Source organism: Pseudomonas sp. PLB05, assembly GCF_021106615.1.
Taxonomy (GTDB): domain Bacteria; phylum Pseudomonadota; class Gammaproteobacteria; order Pseudomonadales; family Pseudomonadaceae; genus Chryseomonas; species Chryseomonas benzopyrenica.
Window position 1 is genome coordinate 446,139 of sequence record NZ_JAJOHO010000004.1, and the last position, 18,845, is coordinate 464,983.

At 67.1% G+C, this 18,845-nt stretch carries 18 protein-coding genes; 11 read left to right on the forward strand and 7 right to left on the reverse strand.

What is annotated here, in order from left to right:
- Window positions 1-51: 51 nt before the first annotated feature.
- On the forward strand, window positions 52-1,479 hold the full coding sequence (gene hldE, locus LRS53_RS19900; protein WP_231357070.1) for a bifunctional D-glycero-beta-D-manno-heptose-7-phosphate kinase/D-glycero-beta-D-manno-heptose 1-phosphate adenylyltransferase HldE: 1,428 nt from the start codon (window positions 52-54) through the stop codon (window positions 1,477-1,479).
- Window positions 1,480-1,528: 49 nt separating this feature from the next.
- On the forward strand, window positions 1,529-3,019 hold the full coding sequence (locus LRS53_RS19905; RefSeq protein WP_231357071.1) for a helicase HerA-like domain-containing protein: 1,491 nt from the start codon (window positions 1,529-1,531) through the stop codon (window positions 3,017-3,019).
- Window positions 3,020-3,077: 58 nt separating this feature from the next.
- On the opposite strand, the gene LRS53_RS19910 is transcribed toward LRS53_RS19905, so the two are convergent.
- The 3 genes from LRS53_RS19910 to LRS53_RS19920 all read right to left on the reverse strand — a co-directional run bounded on the left by LRS53_RS19910 (window position 3,078) and on the right by LRS53_RS19920 (window position 4,931).
- The gene (locus LRS53_RS19910; protein ID WP_017640124.1) at window positions 3,078-3,851 is read right to left on the reverse strand and encodes an OmpA family protein; all 774 of its coding nucleotides are present in this window, start codon (window positions 3,849-3,851) and stop codon (window positions 3,078-3,080) included.
- A gap of 45 nt (window positions 3,852-3,896) precedes the next feature.
- The gene (locus LRS53_RS19915; RefSeq protein WP_017640125.1) at window positions 3,897-4,328 is read right to left on the reverse strand and encodes a DUF4398 domain-containing protein; all 432 of its coding nucleotides are present in this window, start codon (window positions 4,326-4,328) and stop codon (window positions 3,897-3,899) included.
- A 267-nt stretch (window positions 4,329-4,595) separates the two neighbouring features.
- Window positions 4,596-4,931, reverse strand: a complete 336-nt coding sequence (locus LRS53_RS19920; protein WP_017640126.1) for a hypothetical protein — start codon at window positions 4,929-4,931, stop codon at window positions 4,596-4,598.
- A gap of 163 nt (window positions 4,932-5,094) precedes the next feature.
- On the opposite strand from LRS53_RS19920, the gene ppc reads away from it, so the two are divergent.
- The 7 genes from ppc to LRS53_RS19955 all read left to right on the forward strand — a co-directional run bounded on the left by ppc (window position 5,095) and on the right by LRS53_RS19955 (window position 12,368).
- Complete coding sequence (gene ppc / locus LRS53_RS19925) at window positions 5,095-7,731, forward strand: phosphoenolpyruvate carboxylase (protein ID WP_231357072.1); 2,637 nt, start codon at window positions 5,095-5,097, stop codon at window positions 7,729-7,731.
- 190 nt (window positions 7,732-7,921) lie between these two features.
- Entirely contained in the window at window positions 7,922-8,569 is a 648-nt protein-coding gene (adk, locus tag LRS53_RS19930; protein WP_017640128.1) for an adenylate kinase, read from the forward strand.
- Between the two features lie 138 nt (window positions 8,570-8,707).
- Window positions 8,708-9,391: a tRNA (adenosine(37)-N6)-threonylcarbamoyltransferase complex dimerization subunit type 1 TsaB gene (tsaB, locus tag LRS53_RS19935; protein WP_068383074.1), complete on the forward strand. Its 684-nt coding sequence runs from the start codon at window positions 8,708-8,710 to the stop codon at window positions 9,389-9,391.
- 137 nt (window positions 9,392-9,528) lie between these two features.
- Window positions 9,529-9,888 carry a hypothetical protein gene (locus tag LRS53_RS19940; RefSeq protein ID WP_064307350.1) on the forward strand — a complete coding sequence of 120 codons (360 nt, stop codon included), beginning with the start codon at window positions 9,529-9,531 and terminating at the stop codon, window positions 9,886-9,888.
- The gene (locus LRS53_RS19945; RefSeq protein WP_231357073.1) at window positions 9,888-10,745 is read left to right on the forward strand and encodes a DUF72 domain-containing protein; all 858 of its coding nucleotides are present in this window, start codon (window positions 9,888-9,890) and stop codon (window positions 10,743-10,745) included. The genes LRS53_RS19940 and LRS53_RS19945 overlap by 1 nt, the downstream gene beginning before the upstream one ends.
- A 107-nt stretch (window positions 10,746-10,852) precedes the next feature.
- Window positions 10,853-11,554, forward strand: a complete 702-nt coding sequence (locus LRS53_RS19950; RefSeq protein ID WP_231357074.1) for an extensin-like domain-containing protein — start codon at window positions 10,853-10,855, stop codon at window positions 11,552-11,554.
- Window positions 11,555-11,585: 31 nt separating this feature from the next.
- Window positions 11,586-12,368, forward strand: coding sequence for a class I SAM-dependent methyltransferase (locus tag LRS53_RS19955; protein ID WP_231357075.1), 783 nt, complete (start codon window positions 11,586-11,588; stop codon window positions 12,366-12,368).
- A 55-nt stretch (window positions 12,369-12,423) separates the two neighbouring features.
- On the opposite strand, the gene LRS53_RS19960 is transcribed toward LRS53_RS19955, so the two are convergent.
- From LRS53_RS19960 to LRS53_RS19970, 3 genes are read right to left on the reverse strand one after another with little or no spacing between them, the layout of a single operon-like run.
- Window positions 12,424-13,932 carry a tripartite tricarboxylate transporter permease gene (locus tag LRS53_RS19960; protein WP_064307347.1) on the reverse strand — a complete coding sequence of 503 codons (1,509 nt, stop codon included), beginning with the start codon at window positions 13,930-13,932 and terminating at the stop codon, window positions 12,424-12,426.
- Window position 13,933: 1 nt separating this feature from the next.
- Window positions 13,934-14,392, reverse strand: coding sequence for a tripartite tricarboxylate transporter TctB family protein (locus LRS53_RS19965; protein ID WP_017640135.1), 459 nt, complete (start codon window positions 14,390-14,392; stop codon window positions 13,934-13,936).
- A 49-nt stretch (window positions 14,393-14,441) separates the two neighbouring features.
- Window positions 14,442-15,422, reverse strand: coding sequence for a Bug family tripartite tricarboxylate transporter substrate binding protein (locus tag LRS53_RS19970; RefSeq protein WP_017640136.1), 981 nt, complete (start codon window positions 15,420-15,422; stop codon window positions 14,442-14,444).
- A 330-nt stretch (window positions 15,423-15,752) separates the two neighbouring features.
- Between LRS53_RS19970 and LRS53_RS19975 the strand changes: the two genes are divergently transcribed.
- Window positions 15,753-16,424 carry a response regulator gene (locus tag LRS53_RS19975; protein WP_017640137.1) on the forward strand — a complete coding sequence of 224 codons (672 nt, stop codon included), beginning with the start codon at window positions 15,753-15,755 and terminating at the stop codon, window positions 16,422-16,424.
- On the forward strand, window positions 16,417-17,820 hold the full coding sequence (locus LRS53_RS19980) for a sensor histidine kinase (RefSeq protein WP_231357076.1): 1,404 nt from the start codon (window positions 16,417-16,419) through the stop codon (window positions 17,818-17,820). The genes LRS53_RS19975 and LRS53_RS19980 overlap by 8 nt, the downstream gene beginning before the upstream one ends.
- A gap of 175 nt (window positions 17,821-17,995) precedes the next feature.
- On the opposite strand, the gene LRS53_RS19985 is transcribed toward LRS53_RS19980, so the two are convergent.
- Window positions 17,996-18,826, reverse strand: a complete 831-nt coding sequence (locus tag LRS53_RS19985) for an HDOD domain-containing protein (protein WP_231357077.1) — start codon at window positions 18,824-18,826, stop codon at window positions 17,996-17,998.
- Window positions 18,827-18,845 lie beyond the last annotated feature (19 nt).

The window sequence follows — 18,845 nt, forward strand, 5'->3', positions numbered from 1 at the left end:
TGGCCCCTATGCTATGATCGCCGCCATTTTCGCGCTTTGGAGCCTGTCCCTATGAAGCTGACCATGCCTCGCTTCGATCTCGCGCCGGTCCTGGTGGTCGGCGACGTGATGCTCGACCGCTACTGGCACGGCACCACCTCGCGGATTTCCCCCGAGGCGCCGGTGCCCGTGGTGCGCGTCGACCAGCACGAGGATCGTCCCGGTGGCGCGGCCAACGTCGCCCTCAATATCGCCGCCCTGGGCGCACCGGCCTATCTGGTCGGCGTCACCGGCCAGGACGAAGCCGCCGATGCCCTCACCGACAGCCTGAGAGCCGCCCATGTGCAGGTGCGCTTCCAGCGCATCGCCCAGCAGCCGACCATCGTCAAGCTGCGCATCATGAGTCGCCATCAGCAGCTGATTCGCGTCGACTTCGAAGAGCCCTTCGACACCGATGCCCAGGCGCTGGCCTCGGACACCGCCGCCATGCTGGCCGGGGTCAAGGTGCTGGTGCTGTCCGACTACGGCAAGGGCGCGCTGAAGAACCACCAGGCCCTCATCCAGTTGGCCAAGGCGCGCAATATCCCGGTGCTGGCCGATCCCAAGGGCAAGGACTTCTCCATCTATCGCGGCGCCAGCCTGATCACGCCGAATCTGTCCGAATTCGAAGCCATCGTCGGCGTCTGCGCCGACGATGCCGAACTGGTGGCCAAGGGCAGCGAACTTATGGCGCGCCTGGACCTGGGCGCTCTGCTGGTGACCCGCGGCGAGCACGGCATGACCCTGCTGCGTCCCGGCCAGGCGGCCCTGCACCTGCCGGCTAGGGCCCGCGAGGTATTCGATGTCACTGGCGCGGGCGACACCGTGATCTCCACCCTGGCCGCCGCCCTGGCCGCTGGCGAGGACCTGCCCCAGGCCGTGGGCCTGGCCAATCTGGCCGCCGGCATCGTGGTCGGCAAGCTGGGCACCGCCGCCATCAGTGCCCCCGAGCTGCGGCGCGCGGTGCAGCGCTCGGAAGGCTCGGAGCGCGGCGTCCTGACCCTGGAACAGCTGCAACTGGCCATCGAGGACGCCCGCGCCCACGGCGAGAAGATCGTCTTCACCAACGGCTGCTTCGACATCCTCCACGCTGGCCATGTGACCTATCTGGAGCAGGCGCGGGCCCAGGGCGATCGGCTGATCGTGGCGGTCAACGACGATGCCTCGGTGACCCGCCTCAAGGGCCCGGGGCGACCGATCAACAGCGTCGACCGGCGCATGGCGGTGCTGGCCGGACTCGGCGCGGTGGACTGGGTCATTCCCTTCAGCGAGAACACCCCGGAGCGCCTGCTGGAACAGGTGCGCCCGGATGTGCTGGTCAAGGGCGGCGACTACAAGAGCGTGGAAGAGGTGGTCGGCGCCCAGATCGTGCAGGGCTATGGCGGCGAGGTGCGCATCCTCGGCCTGGTGGAGAACAGCTCCACCACCGCCATCGTCGAGCGCATTCGCAACCGTACCTGAGCGCGGACGCTCGGGTTAAGCTGGCGCAGAACCGCTACGGAGCTGCGCCATGTCCTCGACGCCCCTGCTGATCCTGGGTACCGCCGTTTCAGCTGACCAGAACGCTGGCCAACCCCTTGGCCACCCCCTCAAGCTGGCCAACCGCCACGGCCTGATCGCCGGCGCCACGGGCACCGGCAAGACCGTGACCCTGCAGTGCCTCGCCGAGGCCTTCAGCGACGCCGGTGTCGCCGTCTTCGCCACCGACATCAAGGGCGATCTCTGCGGCCTCGGCGCGGCCGGCGCGCCCCAAGGCAAGCTGGCCGAGCGCATCGCCACCCAGGGCCTGCCGCATCTATCCCGCGCCTATCCGGTCACCCTCTGGGACGTCGACGGCCAGCGCGGTCATCCGCTGCGCACCACCCTGAGCGAGATGGGGCCGCTGCTGCTGGGCAATCTGCTGGAGCTGACCGACAGCCAGCAGGCCGCCTTGCACGCTGCCTTCACCGTAGCCGATCGCGAAGGCCTGCTGCTGCTCGACCTCAAGGACCTCAAGGCGGTTCTCAATCACCTGCGCGAACAGCCCGAGATCCTTGGCGAAGACCGTGCCCTGTTCACCGGCGCCTCGGCCCAGGCGCTGCTGCGCCGGCTGGCGACCCTGGAGCAGCAGGGCGCCGAGGCCTTCTTCGGCGAGCCGGCGTTGCAGCTGGAAGAGGTGCTGCGCCCCGAGCCCGATGGCCGTGGCCGCATCCACCTGCTCGACGCCAGCCGCCTGGTGCACGAGGCGCCCAAGGTCTACGCCACCTTCCTGATCTGGCTGTTGGCCGAATTGTTCGAGCAACTGCCCGAGCGCGGCGATGCCGACCAGCCGGTGCTGGCGCTGTTCTTCGACGAGGCCCATCTGCTGTTTGGCGATACCCCCAAGGCCCTGCGCGAGCGCCTGGAGCAGGTGGTACGGCTGATCCGCTCCAAGGGCGTCGGCGTCTATTTCGTCACCCAGTCGCCCAGCGACCTGCCGGATGCCGTTCTCGCCCAGCTGGGCTTGCGCATCCAGCATGGCCTGCGCGCCTTCACGGCGCGGGAGCAGAAGGCCTTGCGCGCGGTGGCCGACGGCTTCCGACCCAATCCGGCGTTCGACAGCCTGGAGGTGCTGACCGAACTGAGCATCGGCGAGGCCCTGGTAGGCAGCCTGGAAGACCGGGGCACGCCGGCGATGGTCCAGCGCGTGGCCATCGCGCCGCCGCAATCCCGGGTCGGTCCCCTAAGCGAAGCCGAGCGTCAGACGCTGATCCGTCAGTCGCCCCAGGCGGGTCGCTATGAGCGGGCGGTCGATCGCGAGTCGGCCTACGAGATTCTGCGGGAGCGTCAGGCCGAGCGGGGACCGGCGGAGGCGCCGGCTGCGGAAAAGACCAAGGCGGGGCAGGGCGGTGCCCTCAGCGATCTGGTGGGGGAGCTCGCGGGGAGCGCGCTCAGGAGCGCGGCGCGCCAGGCGGCCAATCAGCTCGGGCGGCAGTTGGTGCGTGGGCTGCTCGGCTCCTTGCTGGGCGGCAAGCGCCGCTAGCCGATTCGCAGGCAAAAAAAGACCCCGCCTGGCGGGGTCTTTTGCTTTCACGCCGCCATTACATGCGCGGGGCGACGGGATTGGCGTCGTTGGAGATGGTCACTTCCACGCGACGGTTCAGCGCGCGATCGGAGGCATTGCTGTTGCTGGCCACCGGGAAGGCCTTGCCATAGCCACGGGTCTGGATGCGGCTCGGCTCGACACCGGCACTGACCAGGGCGGTCTGGATGGCCTGGGCGCGACGCTCGGACAGCTGCTGGTTGTAGGAGTCGCTGCCGACGCTGTCGGTGTAACCCTCGACGATCACCTTGCGCTCGGGATTCTGCTTCAGGTAATCGGCCAGCTTCTGGGCATTGGCATAGCCCTGGGGCTTGAGCTCGGCCTTGTTGAAGTCGAACAGCACGTTGCCAAAGGTCACCACGGTGCCACGCTCGGTCTGCTTGGCCTGCAGAGCATCCTGCAGTTGCTTGAGCTGGGCGGTACGGGCGTCCAGGCGGGCCTGGGTGCGCTCGGCGTCGACGTTCTGCATCTGGGCTTCGGTCATGCGCAGCTTGATGGTCTGCATGGCCGTCTGGATGCGCTGGTTGGTCAGGTAGGCCAACTGGTCGACGGTCTTCTCGTTTTCACCGTCCTTGTAGGCCTTTTCGGCCTTCTGCAGCCAGGCACCGGCATCCTTGGTCTCCAGGGCGGCCAGCTGGGCAGCCTGGGGCTGGGACTCCAGTGCGGAATAGTCGGATTTGGCCTGTTCCAGATTCGGGTTGGGCGGCGTGGAGCAGGCGGCCAGGGCCAGGCTGAGCAGCGACACGGCAGGGATCAGAATGTGTTTACGCATGATGGTCGTCCTTTGAGTTCGTGAAGGGAGGAAAGGGGCGGTCGCTTACTGCTGGACCTTCTTCTGCAGGTTCTGCTGGAGCTGCAGGTTGATCTGACCTTCCTCACGGATCTGCTGGATGCTGTTCTGGGCATCCTTGAGCGCGGCGTCGGCCTTGGCGGCCTGGGTCTTGCGGGTGGCCAGACGGGCATCCCACTCGGCCTGCTCGGCCAGTTGCTTGGCTTCTTCGTACTTCTCGTTGGAGAGGGCGGTCTGGGCCTGGGTCCACTTGTCCTGGGCCGACTTGGTCTCGATGGGCGCGAACTGGTTGCCACCGGAGCTCACGGCCTCGTTGACGGCGGACTGGGTCACGGCCATCTGCGCGGTCGGCGGATTGCCGGCGCAACCGGCCAGCAACAGCGAGCTGCCCAGGGCAAGGGCTGCCAGTTTCAGGGTGCAGGCTTTGGAAAGGGACTTTTGGGCAGTGGCACTCTTCATGGATTCAAGCTCCGTTGTTGATCCGAAAAGCGCGCCGCCGGCACGGGCAGGGCGGGCGCCTGGTCATGGAAAGCCGCATGTGGAAACAAGCCCGGCACGACCCCGAGAGGTCCGTGGCGGGTGCTGACAACCAGCCCTCGTCCAGCGCTGCGGTCTGACTCTGTGACCGCTCATCCGACAAAAATGTTCACTGGCTATCGAATTTTGCCGTGGCGTGGAGGTGCTTGGCAGAGCGGTAGCGGCGTAGGTAAAGCTGCAGGTCGGCGGCTAATCCGCCGTGTCGGACTGCAGTCGATGCAGGTGCTTGCGCGCCAGTTCCAGGAAGCGCGGCGTCGTGCCGGCATCGGCGTAGAGGGGGTCGCCGAGTTCATCGGTGGCCACCACTTCCTCGCCCTGCACATAGGGAAAGCTGGCTTCCAGTTCTTCGAAGGCGGCCGCCAGCAACTCGCTGAGCAAGGCTTCGGGCGTACGCTGGGGATAGAGTTCGCAAAGGGCCTCGAGACGGGCCGCGGTCTCGACTTCCAAGTCGAGGCGGTAGCTGCGGGTGGTGCCGGAGGTGGTGGCCTGCTGCTCCCATTGGTGAGCGAGTTCGCGAATCTTCATGGGTATCTCCCGTGGCTTAGGCAAAGGTCGGATATTCAGGTCGGACGCGGCTGGGCACCCTGCAACGACCGGAGCTTGCAACCGCGTCACTAGGGTGCTGTCCTCTGCGCTAGACCGCAGCGGTTGCCGTGAGGTCCGAATCGGTACTTTCGAGGAGCACGAGATGGTGGAAATCGATATTCGCCTGCGCGAGCAGGTGCGGTTGCTGGGTGAGCTCCTGGGGCAGACCATTGCCGACCAGCATGGCGCGGCCTTTCTCGACAAGATCGAGCGGATCCGCAAGGGCGCCAAGGCCGCCCGTGGCGGCTCCGCGGAGGGTGCCCGCCAGCTGGGCGACACCCTGGATACCCTGGCCGAAGACGAACTGCTGCCGGTGGCGCGAGCCTTCAGCCATTTCCTCAACCTGGCCAATATCGCCGAGGAATATCACCGGGTCAGACGGCGCACCGAAGACGAGCCGCCACCCTTCGAGCAGCAGGTGCTGCCGGAGTTGCTGGAGCGCCTGGCCGCGGCCGGTCACTCCGGCCAGGAGCTGGCCGAGCGGGTCGCGGCGCTGGACATCGATCTGGTGCTGACCGCCCACCCCACCGAGGTTTCGCGGCGCACCCTGATCCAGAAATACGACGAGATCAGCGCGCAATTGGCGGCCCTCGATCATCGCGACCTGACTTCCGCCGAGGTGGCTGCCATCGAGGCCCGGCTGCGCCGGCTGATCGCCGAGGCCTGGCATACCGAGGAGATCCGCCGCCAGCGCCCGACGCCGGTGGACGAAGCCAAGTGGGGCTTCGCGGTGATCGAGAATTCGCTCTGGCAGGCGATCCCCAGCCTGCTGCGCAAGCTGGATGCCGGCCTGCAGGAGCGTACCGGCCAGCGCTTGCCGCTGACGGCGGCGCCGGTACGCTTCTCGTCCTGGATGGGCGGCGACCGCGACGGCAACCCCAATGTCACCGCCGCCATCAGCCGCGAGGTGCTGCTGCTGGCCCGCTGGATGGCCGCCGATCTCTACCTGCGCGACGTCGACCGGCTGGCCGCGGAGCTGTCCATGCAGGCGGCGAGTCCGGCCCTGCGCGAGCAGGCCGGCGATCATCCCGAACCCTATCGCAAGGTGCTCAAGGTGCTGCGCGAGCGGCTGCAGATCACCCGCAGCTGGGCGGCCCATGCCATCACCGATCCCCACGCCGGCGCCCGGCATATTCTCAGCGACAACGCCGAGCTGATCGCCCCGCTGCAGCTGTGTTACGACTCCCTGCAGCACTGCGGTCTGGGCGTCATCGCCGACGGCTCCTTGCTCGACACCCTGCGCCGGGCCCGTACCTTCGGCCTCTATCTGGTCCGTCTGGACATCCGCCAGGACGCCGCCCGCCATGCCGCGGCCCTGGCCGACATCTGCCGCTACCTGGACCTGGGCGACTATGCCGCCTGGAGCGAGGCGCAGCGTCTGGAATTTCTGCGTGGCGAACTCGGCAGCCGGCGTCCCTTGCTGCCGCTGGACGCCGAGCTGGAGGCCGACACCCAGGAGGTGCTCGCCACCTGCCGCGTCATCGCCGCCTCGCCGGCCGATGCCCTGGGCTCCTATGTCATCTCCATGGCCGGTGCCGCATCCGACGTCCTCGCCGTGCAGCTGCTGCTGCGCGAATGCGGGGTGCGCCAGCCGATGCGCGTGGTGCCGCTGTTCGAGACCCTCGACGACTTGGATCAGGCTGGTAGCGCCATCGCCAGTCTGCTCGATTTGCCCGACTACCGGGCGCGTCTGGCCGGTCCCCAGGAGGTCATGATCGGCTATTCCGATTCGGCCAAGGATGCCGGCACCCTGACGGCGGCCTGGGCCCAGTACCGTGCCCAGGAAGCCCTGGTGGACATCTGCGCCAGCCGTGGCGTGGAGTTGCTGCTGTTCCATGGCCGCGGTGGCACCGTGGGGCGTGGCGGCGGTCCAGCCCATGCGGCCATCCTCTCGCAACCGCCTGGCTCGGTGGCCGGGCGCTTCCGTACCACCGAACAGGGCGAGATGATCCGCTTCAAGTTCGGCCAGCCGGCCATCGCCGAGCAGAATCTGGCGCTGTACCTGGGCGCCGTGCTGGAGGCCACCCTGTTGCCGCCGCCGGCGCCGGAACCGGCCTGGCGCGAGCAGATGGATCGCCTGGCCCGCGACAGCCTGCAGGCCTATCGCGGCGTGGTACGCGAGGATCCGCATTTCGTCAGCTATTTCCGCCAGGCCACTCCGGAGCAGGAGCTGGGCCGGCTGCCGCTGGGCAGTCGACCGGCCAAGCGCCGGGAAGGCGGCGTGGAAAGCCTCAGGGCCATCCCCTGGATCTTCGCCTGGACCCAGACCCGGCTGATGCTGCCCGCCTGGCTCGGCTGGGAGAAGGCGCTGGACGAGGCCGAACGCCGTGGCGAATCGCCGTTGCTGCGCGAGATGCGCGAAGGCTGGCCGTTCTTCCAGACCCGCATCGACATGCTGGAGATGGTGCTGGCCAAGGCCGAAGCCGAACTGGCGCGGCTCTATGACCAGCGCCTGGTGGAGGCCGATCTGCAGGTGCTGGGCAGCCAGCTGCGCGAGCGGCTGCGCCAGGCCGGCGTGGCGGTATTGCGGCTGACCGGGCAGGGGGAGTTGCTCGAACATCATCCGGAAACCCTGGTATTCATCGCCGTGCGCAACACCTATCTCGATCCGCTGCACCTCTTGCAGATCGAGTTGCTGGCCCGGGCGCGGGCGGCGGGCGAAAGCCAGCCGGCGGCGCTCGATCAGGCCCTGCTGGTGAGCGTGGCCGGGATCGCCGCGGGACTGCGCAATACCGGTTGAGCAGACTGTCGCTTTTGCCGGTGCCCGGGGTCGTCTGGACAGGCCCGGCACCTGCGACGCTTGGTAACTTGTGCGGCCAGAGGGCGCTGTGTATGGTTGGTCCCTTTGGCCGTCTCGTGTCGTCGACAACAATCATCGCGACAGCGCCCTGCGTGGGCTGCCAGTCCGAGACCATTCTAAGGAGCAACAGATGCGCGTAATCCTGCTGGGAGCGCCCGGTGCCGGCAAAGGTACTCAGGCCCGGTTCATCACTGAGAAATTCGGCATTCCGCAGGTTTCCACCGGCGACATGCTGCGGGCCGCGGTCAAGGCTGGCACGCCCCTGGGCCTGCAGGTCAAGGACATCATGGACAATGGTGGCCTGGTCTCCGACGAGATCATCATCGCCCTGATCAGCGAGCGTATCCTCGACGCCGACTGCGCCAAGGGTTTCCTGTTCGACGGCTTCCCGCGCACCATTCCCCAGGCCGAAGCCCTCGAAGCCGCCGGCGTCAAGATCGACCACGTGCTGGAAATCGCCGTCGATGACGAAGAAATCGTCCAGCGCCTGTCCGGTCGTCGCGTGCACCCGGGTTCGGGGCGCGTCTATCACATCGAGCACAATCCGCCGAAGGTCGCCGACACCGACGACCTGACCGGCGAGCCGCTGGTACAGCGCGAAGACGACCGCGAAGCCACCATTCGCAAGCGTCTGGACCTCTATCATTCCCAGACCAAGCCGCTGGTGGACTTCTACCAGAAGCTGGGCGCCGCCCAGGGCACGCCGAAGTGCAGCCGCATCGAGGGCGTGGGTTCGGTGGACGCCATCACCGCCAAGGTGCTGCAGGCCCTGAGCTAAAAGCTGGTAACGGCCGCCTGTGCCTGCAGGCGGTCCGGTCGCGGCGCCGTCCTGGCGTCACGATCGATGGGCGGGTCCCCTCGCGTCCCGTCTTCCTCTAGAATGCGCAGCCCTTTTCCCCAGTTGCGGATCTATCCCATGTCCATCCTGCTCGCCCTCGACACCGCCACCGAAGCCTGCTCGGTCGCCTTGCATCTGGGCGACGAGATCATCCATCGCTACGAGATCGCGCCGCGCCTGCATGCCCAGCGGGTGCTGCCCATGGTGCAGGAGCTGCTGGCCGAGACCGGTCTGAGTCTGGCGCAGGTGGACGCCATCGCCTTCGGTCGTGGCCCTGGCGCCTTCACCGGCGTGCGCATCGCCATCGGCGTGGTGCAGGGCCTGGCCTTCGGGCTGGACCGGCCGGTGCTGCCGGTATCGAATCTGGCCATCATCGCCCAGCGCGCCTGGCGCGAGCGGGGTGTGACCCAGGTGGCCGCCGCCATTGATGCGCGCATGGATGAGGTCTACTGGGGCTGCTATCGCCTGGACGGCGCAGCCATGGTGCTGGCGGGGGCGGAAGCCGTGCTGGCACCCGAGGCCATCGCCCTGCCAGAGGCTGCCACCGGTGACTGGTTCGGGGCCGGCACCGGCTGGGGCTATGCCGGCCGCATGGCCGTGCCGCTGGTCGAGAGCGATGCCAGCCTGTTGCCCCATGCGCAGGACCTGGCGGTGCTGGCGGCCTCGGCCTGGCAGCGCGGCGAAGCCGTGTCGGCCGAATCCGAAGCGGCGCAACCCGTCTATCTGCGTGATCGGGTCGCCACTCCCAAGCAGTCGGTCTGACGTCAGGAAACCCGGCGTAATAGTCTGACGTCCAAGCTGTATATGCCACTCGTCCGCCGGTCGCGACGGGCGTCCGGCCCTTGATTGTCATAGCTTTCGACCCTACTTAGAGTAGTGCCATCCGTTCGGGACCTGCCATGCGCATTGACAGCGGCTATTCCTCCTCTGCTTATCCCCTGAATCGTTCCTCGCGCGCGGTCACGCCCGTACGCGAGGTGGCGCAGGACGAGGCCGCCCGTCAAAACGCCATCGCCCGCGAGGCGGCCAACAACGCTCAGCCCAAGCTCGAGCCGGTGCGCCGCGTCGAGGCGGCCGCGGCGACCGATACCGGCAATGGCGGTGGCAATGGCTTGGTGCTCAGCGAGCGGGAAGGGCGCTTCGCCAGTCAGCTCACCGCGCGTGCGCAACAGGCGCTGGCCAGCTACGGCAGCACCGCCGCCCTCGGCGCCGAGCCGGATGGCTCCTCCAGCGTCGTGGGCCTCGATCTCTACGCCTGATGCTGCCGTACTTTCTCGGCTGTCCCTCCTGGAACGACAACGCCTGGCGCGAAAGCCTCTACCACGGCCTGCGCCCAGGTGACTTCCTGTCGCGTTATGCCCAGGTGTTCAATGCCGTGGAGGGCAACACCACCTTCTATGCCTGGCCCTCGGCGGACACCATTCGCCGTTGGGCCGAATTGATGCCGGCCGGCTTTCGCTTCTGCGCCAAGTTTCCCCGGGACATCAGTCATGCCGAGGATCTGCGGGTGCAACTCTCCAGCGCCCGCACCTTTCTGGAATTGCTGGCGCCCCTGGGCGAACGGGCCAGTCCGCTGTGGCTACAACTGCCTGCGGGCTTCGGTCCGGATCGGCTCAATGAGCTGAAGGTCTTTCTTTCGGTCATGGCGCCGCGTTGCGCCCTGGCCGTGGAGGTCAGGCACCTGGCCTTTTTCGACAAGGGCGAAACCGAGCGCGCGCTCAATCGCCTGCTCATGGAGCTGGGCGTGGAACGCGTCGGCCTGGATTCCGCGGCCCTGTTCAGCGCCGATCCGAGCGAGCCGGCCGTGCGCCTGGCCCAGGCTAAGAAGCCGCGGGTACCGGCCCGTGCCCTGGCTTTCAGCGAGCATCCCCAGGTGCGCTTCATCGGTCGCCTGGAGCTGGCGGCGAACGACTACTACCTGGCCAAGTGGGTGACCCGGGTGGCCGATTGGATCGAAGGGGGCAAGGTACCCTATGTCTTCCTGCACACCCCGGACAATCGCCAGGCGCCCGAACTGGCCCTGAGATTCCATGCCCAGCTGCGCGAACGCCTGCCCGGCCTGCCGGCGTTGCCCGAGTTGAGCACCGCCGACACCGAGCAACTCGGCCTGCTCTAGCCCCTGGCGTCCGCCGCGATACGTTTGGCGACGTTTTCGCCGGCATTCCCACTGGTCGCTCCGGTCTGATGAGGATTCCGCCTTGCGAATCCTCTTCGGCGCGCCGCATGAAAGCCAGACACCTGCTCGGTCTCGTCATCCTGCTCTACAGCGGTCTGCACACCGCCTTCGACCAGGGCTGGCTGCGCATCCCGCCGGCCTATAACCCCTGGGCGCCGCTGGATATCCAGGCACCCACCAATGCCGTCACCCGGCTCAAGCTCTGGCGCCTGCAGGCCGATGCCGACTACTGCGCGGCGTCCCTGGCCACCTCGGCGCTCAGCTTTCGCGAATTGCGCGGCAATCCCGGTTCGGCCGACTGCCCGCTGGAGCGGGCGGTACGCATCCAGCGGGGAGAAGGGGTGCGCCTCAACGGCAGCTTCGTCGCCAGCTGTCCGCTGGCGGTGAGTTTCGCGCTGTTCGAACGCCAGGCCCTGCAACCGGCCGCCGAAGCCGTCTATGGCCAGCGGGTCGCCGAGGTGGAGCACTATGGCAGCTTCGCCTGCCGCAACATCTACGGTCGCGCCAGCGGCCGGCGCAGTCAGCACGCCACCGCCAATGCGCTGGACATCGCCGGGCTGCGCCTAGCCGACGGTCGGCGCATCAGCGTGGCGCGGGACTGGAAGGGCGATCCCCAGGCCCAGCGCTTTCTGCGGTTGGTACGCGACGGGGCCTGCCGCTCCTTCAATACCACCCTGGGACCGGACTACAACGCGGCGCACCGCGATCATTTCCATGTCGACATGGGTGGCTTTCGCGTCTGCCGGTAGAATGGACGGTCTTTTCGCCAGCGAGTCGCCCATGTCCACCGCCCGCCCCGCGCTTATCGTCGAAGCCCTGGAACCCGCTTACACGGAGGCTGCCGCTGCCTGGGCCGCGCGCCTGGGCCTGCCCCTGGGTACCGCCACCACCGAAGAGTTCGCCCTGCAGTTCGGCGCTCAAGGCCTGCAACTGGTCCAGCGCGGCCCGGAGGCGCCGGGTCCGGTGCGGGTGGATTTCGTCGAGGGCGCAGCGGCCCATAGACGCAAGTTCGGCGGCGGCGCCGGCCAGATGATTGCCAAGGCGGTCGGGGTCGGGCCGGGTGTGCGCCCGCGTATCCTCGATGCCACCGCGGGTCTGGGCCGCGACGCCTTCGTGCTGGCCACCCTGGGTTGCCCGGTGACGCTGCTGGAGCGCCAGCCGCTGATCGCCGCCCTGCTCGAAGACGGCCTGGCCCGCGCGGCGCGGGATCCTGAAGCGGCCGGCATTGCCGCCCTGATGACCCTGGTGCCGGCCGACTCCACCGCCTACCTGCAGGGCGAGGAGGGCGAGACGCCCGAGGTGATCTATCTGGATCCCATGTTCCCGCACCGCGACAAGAGCGCCTTGGTGAAGAAGGAGATGCGTCTGTTCCGGCCGCTGGTGGGCGACGACCTGGACGCCCCGGCCTTGCTCGCCGCCGCCCTGGCCCGCGCCAGTCACCGGGTGGTGGTCAAGCGCCCGCGCAAGGCGCCGGCCATCGAAGGGGTGAAGCCGGGCTATGTGCTGGAGGGCAAGTCCAGCCGCTACGACATCTATCCGAAGAAGAGCTTCAAATCTTCCTGAATGAAAAAGCCCGCGGGCGGAAGGACTCCGGCCGCGGGCGCGGGTGTCGCCGACCTCAGACGGTCGCGGCCTTGGGCGCGCGACGCTTGCGCCAGGCACGGTAGAAGGGCAGGGCCACCATCAGGATGCAGACGATCCAGATGGCCTGGCTGATGCCGCTCTGCCAGAGGATGCCCACTTCGCCGTTGGAGATCGACAGTGCGCGTCTCAGACTCGTCTCCATCAGCTCGCCGAGGATGAAGCCCAGCAGTAGCGGTGAGAGCGGGAAGTCCAGCTTGCGCATGATGTAGCCGAAGATGCCCACGCAGACCATCAGCACCAGGTCGAAGGTGGTGGCGTGCACCGCGTAGACGCCGATGCCGGTGATGATGGCGATGGCCGGGGCCAGCGACCAGTTCGGCACATCGAGGATCTTGGTGAACATCTTCACCATGGGCACGTTGAGGATCAGCAGCATCACGTTGGCGATGAACAGCGAGGCGATCAGGCCCCACACCAGATTCGGCTCATTCTGGAACAGCAGCGGGCCGGGGGTGATGTTGTACAGGGTCAGGGCGCCGATCATCACCGCGGTGGTGCCCGAGCCGGGGATGCCCAGGGTCAGCATGGGAATCATGTTGCCGCACACCGCCGCGCCGATGGCGGTTTCCGGCGCGGCCAGGCCGCGCAGGTCACCCTTGCCGAACTTGCCATCGGCACCGGCCATGCGCTTCTCGGTGGTGTAGGCCAGGGCACTGGCCAGGGTCGCGCCGGCGCCTGGCAACACGCCGATGATGAAGCCGCTCACCGAGCTGCGCAGGTTGACCATGAATACGCTGCGCGCTTCGCGCACGTTGAACAGCATGCGTCCGGTAGCCTTGACTGCCACCTGACCGTGGTGGGTCTGTTCCAGCAGTAGGAGCAGTTCGCTCACCGAGAACAGGCCCAGTACCAGGATCACGAAGTCGATGCCGTCGGCCAGGTGCACGTTGTCGAAGGTGAAGCGATAGACGCCGCTATTAGCGTCGATGCCCACGGAGGCGATGGCCAGGCCGAACAGCGCGGCGACCAGGGTCTTGACCGGCTTTTCGGCGGCCATGCCGGAGAGGCTGAGAATGGCCAGGGCCATCAGCGCGAAGTATTCCGCCGGACCGAAGGCGATCGCCCACTTGGCCAGCAGCGGCGAGAACAGCACCATGCCGCAGGTAGCGATGAAGGCGCCGATGAAGGAGCTCCAGGCCGACAGCGACAGGGCTACGCCCGCCATGCCCTGGCGTGCCAGCGGATAGCCGTCCAGACAGGTCATCATGGTCGCGGCTTCACCGGGGATGTTCAGCAGGATCGAAGAGATCCGGCCGCCGTATTCGCAGCCCAGATAGACCGCCGCCAGCAGGATCAGCGAGGTTTCCGGCGGCAGGCCCAGGGCGAAGGCCACCGGGATCAAGAGGGCGATGCCGTTGATCGGCCCGAGACCCGGCAGCAGACCCACCACGGTGCCGATCAGGGTGCCGATCAGCGCCACGATCAGGTTGGTCGGCGTCATGGCGACGCCAAAGCCCTGCATCAGAAAATTCAAGGTTTCCATGTCAGCCTTCCAGGAATTCCAGCACGCCAAGGGGTAGGGGGACTTCCATCACCCGGTCGAACAGCACATAGAGACTTACCGAGAGCAGCAGGCTGACCAGGGCGCAGGGCATCAGGCGGCCACCATAGAGCAGGCCGCACAGGGTGGCGGTCAGGAAGGCGCTCAAGGGGAAGCCCAGCGGCTGGAAGGTCAGGGCATAGCCCAGCAGGATGACGCAGCAGGCCACCACCTTGCGTAGCGAGGAAGCATCCAGCGGCTTCTGGTCTTCGCCGTCGCCGATCGGCGTGGGACGAATGATCAGATAGGCCAGGCCCAGGCTCATCAGCCCGAACATCAGCATCGGATAGGCCCGCGGACCGACCGGCTCGTAGGAGAAGGGCGCCTGGTAATCCCGGGCGATGAACAGCATGACGAGTCCGGCCACCAGCCAGACCGCCATGAAGGCGCGTTGGAAGATCATGTCGACATCCTCGAAGGCGCCCGGAGGGGCGCCAGGGGCGGGGGCTCTGTTACTGGATCAGGCCGAATTCCTTGGCCATGCCGCGGTAGCGCGCGACTTCCTTCTGCACATAGGCATCCAGTTCGGCACCGGTCATGGCGAAGGGGAAGAGTTCACGCTGATCACGCAGCTTGGCGAAGTCGTCGGACGCCAGCAGCTTGTCGAAGCTGGCTTTCCACCAGTTGTACTGCTCGTCGGTGACCTTCGGGCCGACATAGAAGCCGCGGACCACGGGCCAGACGATGTCGTAGCCCTGCTCACGCGCGGTGGGGATGTCCTTCATCGCCGGCTCGTCGAAACGCTGCTCGGCGAAGACCGCCAGGAGGCGCATGTTGCCGGCCTCGACATGGGGCATGGAGTCGGAGATGTCGGTGCTGCCGACCTGGATGTGGCCGCCCAGCAGCGCGGTGGCGATCTCGCCGCCGCCTTCCAGGGCCACGTAGCGCAGTTCCTTGGGATTGATACCGGCGGCCTTGGCGATCAGGGCCGTCTGCATCCAGTCCTGGCTGCCCACGGTACCGCCGGAGCCGATGACCACCTTGCTCGGGTCCTTCTTCAGCGCCTCGACCAGATCACCCAGGGTCTTGTAGGGCGAATCGGCCTTGACCGCGATGGCGCCATAGCTGGCCCCCACCGCCGCCAGCCAGCGTACGGCCTTCTCGTCGAAACGACCGAACTTGCCCTGGGCCAGGTTCAGCAGCGAACCGCTGGAGAAGGCGACGATGGTGTCGCCATCGGCCGGACGCTGAGCCACCACGGTGTTGTAGGCCACCGCGCCTACCCCGCCGGGCATGTAGGTCACGCGCATGGGCTTGTCCAGCAACTTGGCTTCCACCAGGCCACTCTGGGCCAGCTTGCAGGTCAGGTCGAAGCCACCACCCGGGGAGGCCGGGGCGATGCATTCGGGACGCTTGGGTTCGGCCACGGCCTGGGCGGACAGCAGCACGGAGGCGGCCAGGGTCAGGGTGAGGTTGCGCAAGGTGGTGCTCATCGACGTCTTCCTTTTGTTGTTATTTCAGAAGCTGACAGGCGGACACGGCTCAAGCTCGCCAGGGCGGCGATCGTTCACAGAAGAGAAGGGTGAGCACGTGGAGCTGCGCGAGGGCGAGCATGGATGTCGTTCCGCTTGTTATTGTTGTTGGCCAACCAGGGGTGGCGCTTGGGCAAGCATCATGCGGTTCTGGGACCGCTACCTTTCACTCTAGACCGCCAAGCTTTCAACAGCCTTTCAATCGTGAAAGGCAGCAATAGTGCGGTTCCGGCTACAGGCCAGCTGGCCGGTATCCGGTAAACTCGAATTTTTTGAGCGGGAGCTGTCAGCGTGCGCATCCTATTGGTCGAAGATCATCCGCCACTGGCCGAAAGCGTCGCCCAGGCGCTCAAGAATGCCGGGCTCAACGTCGATCTGCTCAACGATGGCGTAGCCGCGGATCTGGCCCTGCAGAGTGAGAGCTATGCCCTGGCTATCCTCGATGTCGGCCTGCCGCGCATGGACGGCTTCGAGGTCCTGGCGCGCCTGCGCGAGCGCGGTGATCGCCTGCCGGTGCTGATGCTGACCGCCCGCGGCGAGGTCAAGGATCGGGTGCAGGGCCTCAATCTCGGTGCCGACGACTACCTGGCCAAGCCCTTCGAGCTCACCGAACTGGAAGCCCGGGTCAAGGCCCTGCTGCGCCGCAGCGTGCTGGGCGGGGATCGCCAGCAACGCTGCGGTCCACTGATCTATGACCTCAATACCTCGCGCTTCACCTTGGCGGAGGAAGCACTGTCGCTCACCTCCCGCGAGCACGCCGTACTGGCTGCGCTCATCGCCCGCCCCGGCCGGGTCATGAGCAAGGAGCAGCTCGCCTCGCAAGTCTTCGGCCTGGACGAGGAAGCCAGTCCCGAAGCCATCGAGATCTATGTGCATCGCCTGCGCAAGAAGCTGGAAGCCGGCGCGGTGCGCATCGTCACCTTCCGCGGCCTGGGCTATCTGCTGGAAGAGCAGCATGGCTGACGTGGCGAAGGCCGCTGGCAGCCTGCGTGGCCGCCTGTTGCTGCGCATGGTCATCCTGCTCGCGGTGATCCTGGCGGTCAGCAGCCTGGCCGCCTATCTCAATGGCCGGCGCCTGGCCGACGTGGCCTATGATCGGACGTTGCTGGCCTCGGCCCGTACCATCGCCGCGGGCCTGTCCGCCAGCAACGGCACCCTGCGTGCCGATGTGCCCTACATCGCCCTGGACAACTTCGCCTACGACAACGTCGGACGCATCTTCTACCAGGTGCTGGACACCCGTGGCCGACTGATTTCCGGCTACGAGGAGATCCCGCCACCTCCACCGGACGCAGCCCTGACCCGCGACTATCCGGCCCTGGCGCGCTTCTACAACAGCACCTATCGTGGCAAGGACGTGCGGGTGGTCAGCCTGGCCCAGCCGGTCAGCCAGCCGGATCTCACCGGCATGGCCGAGATTCGTGTCGCCGAGACCGCCGAAGCCCGCGAAGAGGTGGCCCGCAGCCTGCTCACCGACACCCTGATTCGCCTGGGGCTGATGGGGCTGGGTGCCATCCTGTTGGTGTGGATGGCGGTGGGCGCCGCCCTGCGTCCCCTGGAGCGCCTGCGCCAGGCCGTGGAAGAGCGCGGGGTGGACGATCTGCGGCCCTTGCCCGAGGTGCGCGCGCCCCAGGAACTGCTGCCGCTGGTGCATGCGCTGGAAGGCTTCACCCTGCGTCTGCGCCGACTGTTCGAGCGCCAGGCCGACTTCATCGCCAACGCCGCCCATGAGTTGCGCACCCCGCTGGCAGCGATCAAGGCGCGGGTCGAACTGGGCTTGCGCGAACGCGAGCCCCAGGCCTGGTACGCCACCCTGGAAGAAACCCGCGCCAGCACCGATCGCCTGGCGCGCCTGGCCAATCAGCTGCTGTCGCTGGCACGGATCGAGAGTGGTGCCCAAGCCATCGCCGAAGGGGGCGCCGAGCGCCTGGAACTCAGCGAGCTGGCCAGGGAGCTGGCCATGGCGCTGGCCCCGCTGGCCCATGCCAAGGGCGTCGCCCTGGCCTTCGAGCCCTTCGCCAAGGCGCCGGTGATCGGCGAGCCGACGCTGCTCAACGAGCTGCTCTGCAATCTGGTGGAAAACGCCCTGGCCCACAGCCAGTCAGGTGGCAACATCGTGGTGCGGGTGTTGGCCCCGGCGGTGCTGGAGGTCGAGGATGACGGTCCCGGCATTCCCGCCAGTGCGCGGGCCAAGGTCTTCGAGCGCTTTCAGCGCCTGGATCCCCAGTCCGGTGGTGCCGGCCTGGGGCTGGCCATCGTCGGTGAGATCTGCGCCGCCCACCGCGCCCGTATCCAGTTGCTGGACGGCGCGCTCGGCGGGCTACGGGTAAGGGTCGAATTTCCCGCCGAGGAAGCCTAGGCCTTGTCTAAAAGTGCCTGTGCTTGGCCATGCTGCGTTAAAAATTCGCTGGATCGCCAGCCCGGCCGGAATGCTCATTTACCACTCGTAAACTCGTTCGCGAGCCCGGTCCGCTTCCTCACGGATTTTTGCCTTGCCTGACCTTCGCTCGGCGACTTTTCAGACAGGCCTAGGCTCAGCCGAGCAGGGTGCGCGACTGTTCCACCGCGTCCCAGAAGGCCGGATCCTGAGCGGGGTCCGGCTGATTGTTCAGCCCCAGGCGGATGCCGGCGGGCAGCGTCTGGACCGAGCTCTCCTGCTGACCCTGACGCTGCGCGTGCAGCTGCGAGGCGACCTGCACGATATCGGCATAGTCGGCCGCGGCGGGCTGGCGCTCCAGCGCCAGGTACTCCTGGGGTACGCAGGCGATGTCGGCCGGGAAATCCCAGACCTTGAGGATGCGTTCGCCGATCTGCGGATGGATGCGCGCGGTCACCTGATCGAGGGTGATGGCGTTGGCCAGCAGTTCTTCCTGCTCTTCGGCATAGGTCAGGATCGGCAGCACGCCGATCTGGTGCACCAGGCCGGCGAGCAGGGCGCGGTCGGCCATCAGGCGGGTGTACCTCTTGCACAGCGCATGGCTGATGGCGGCGATCTCGGTGCCCTGGCTCCAGACCTCGCGCATCTTGCGATCCACGGCGTCGCTGGTGGCCTGGAACATCTGCTGCATGGCCAGACCCGTGGCCAGATTCGCCGTGTAGTTGATGCCCAGGCGTCCGACCGCCATCTGCAGGTCGGTGATCTCCTTGCTGGTGCGCAGCAGCGGGCTGTTGACCACCTTGATCAGGCGCGCCGTCAGGGCTGCGTCCATGGCGATCACCCGACTCAGCTCGGCGACGCCCACGTTGGGGTCTTCGGCCGCTTCTCTGACCTTCAGGGCCACCTCGGGAAGGGTGGGCAGCACCACGCGGTCCGTGTCTATCGCATGGAGAAGATCCTGAACAACTTTTTCAGCAAGAGGAGTCATGACATACCTGTGTGAGGAG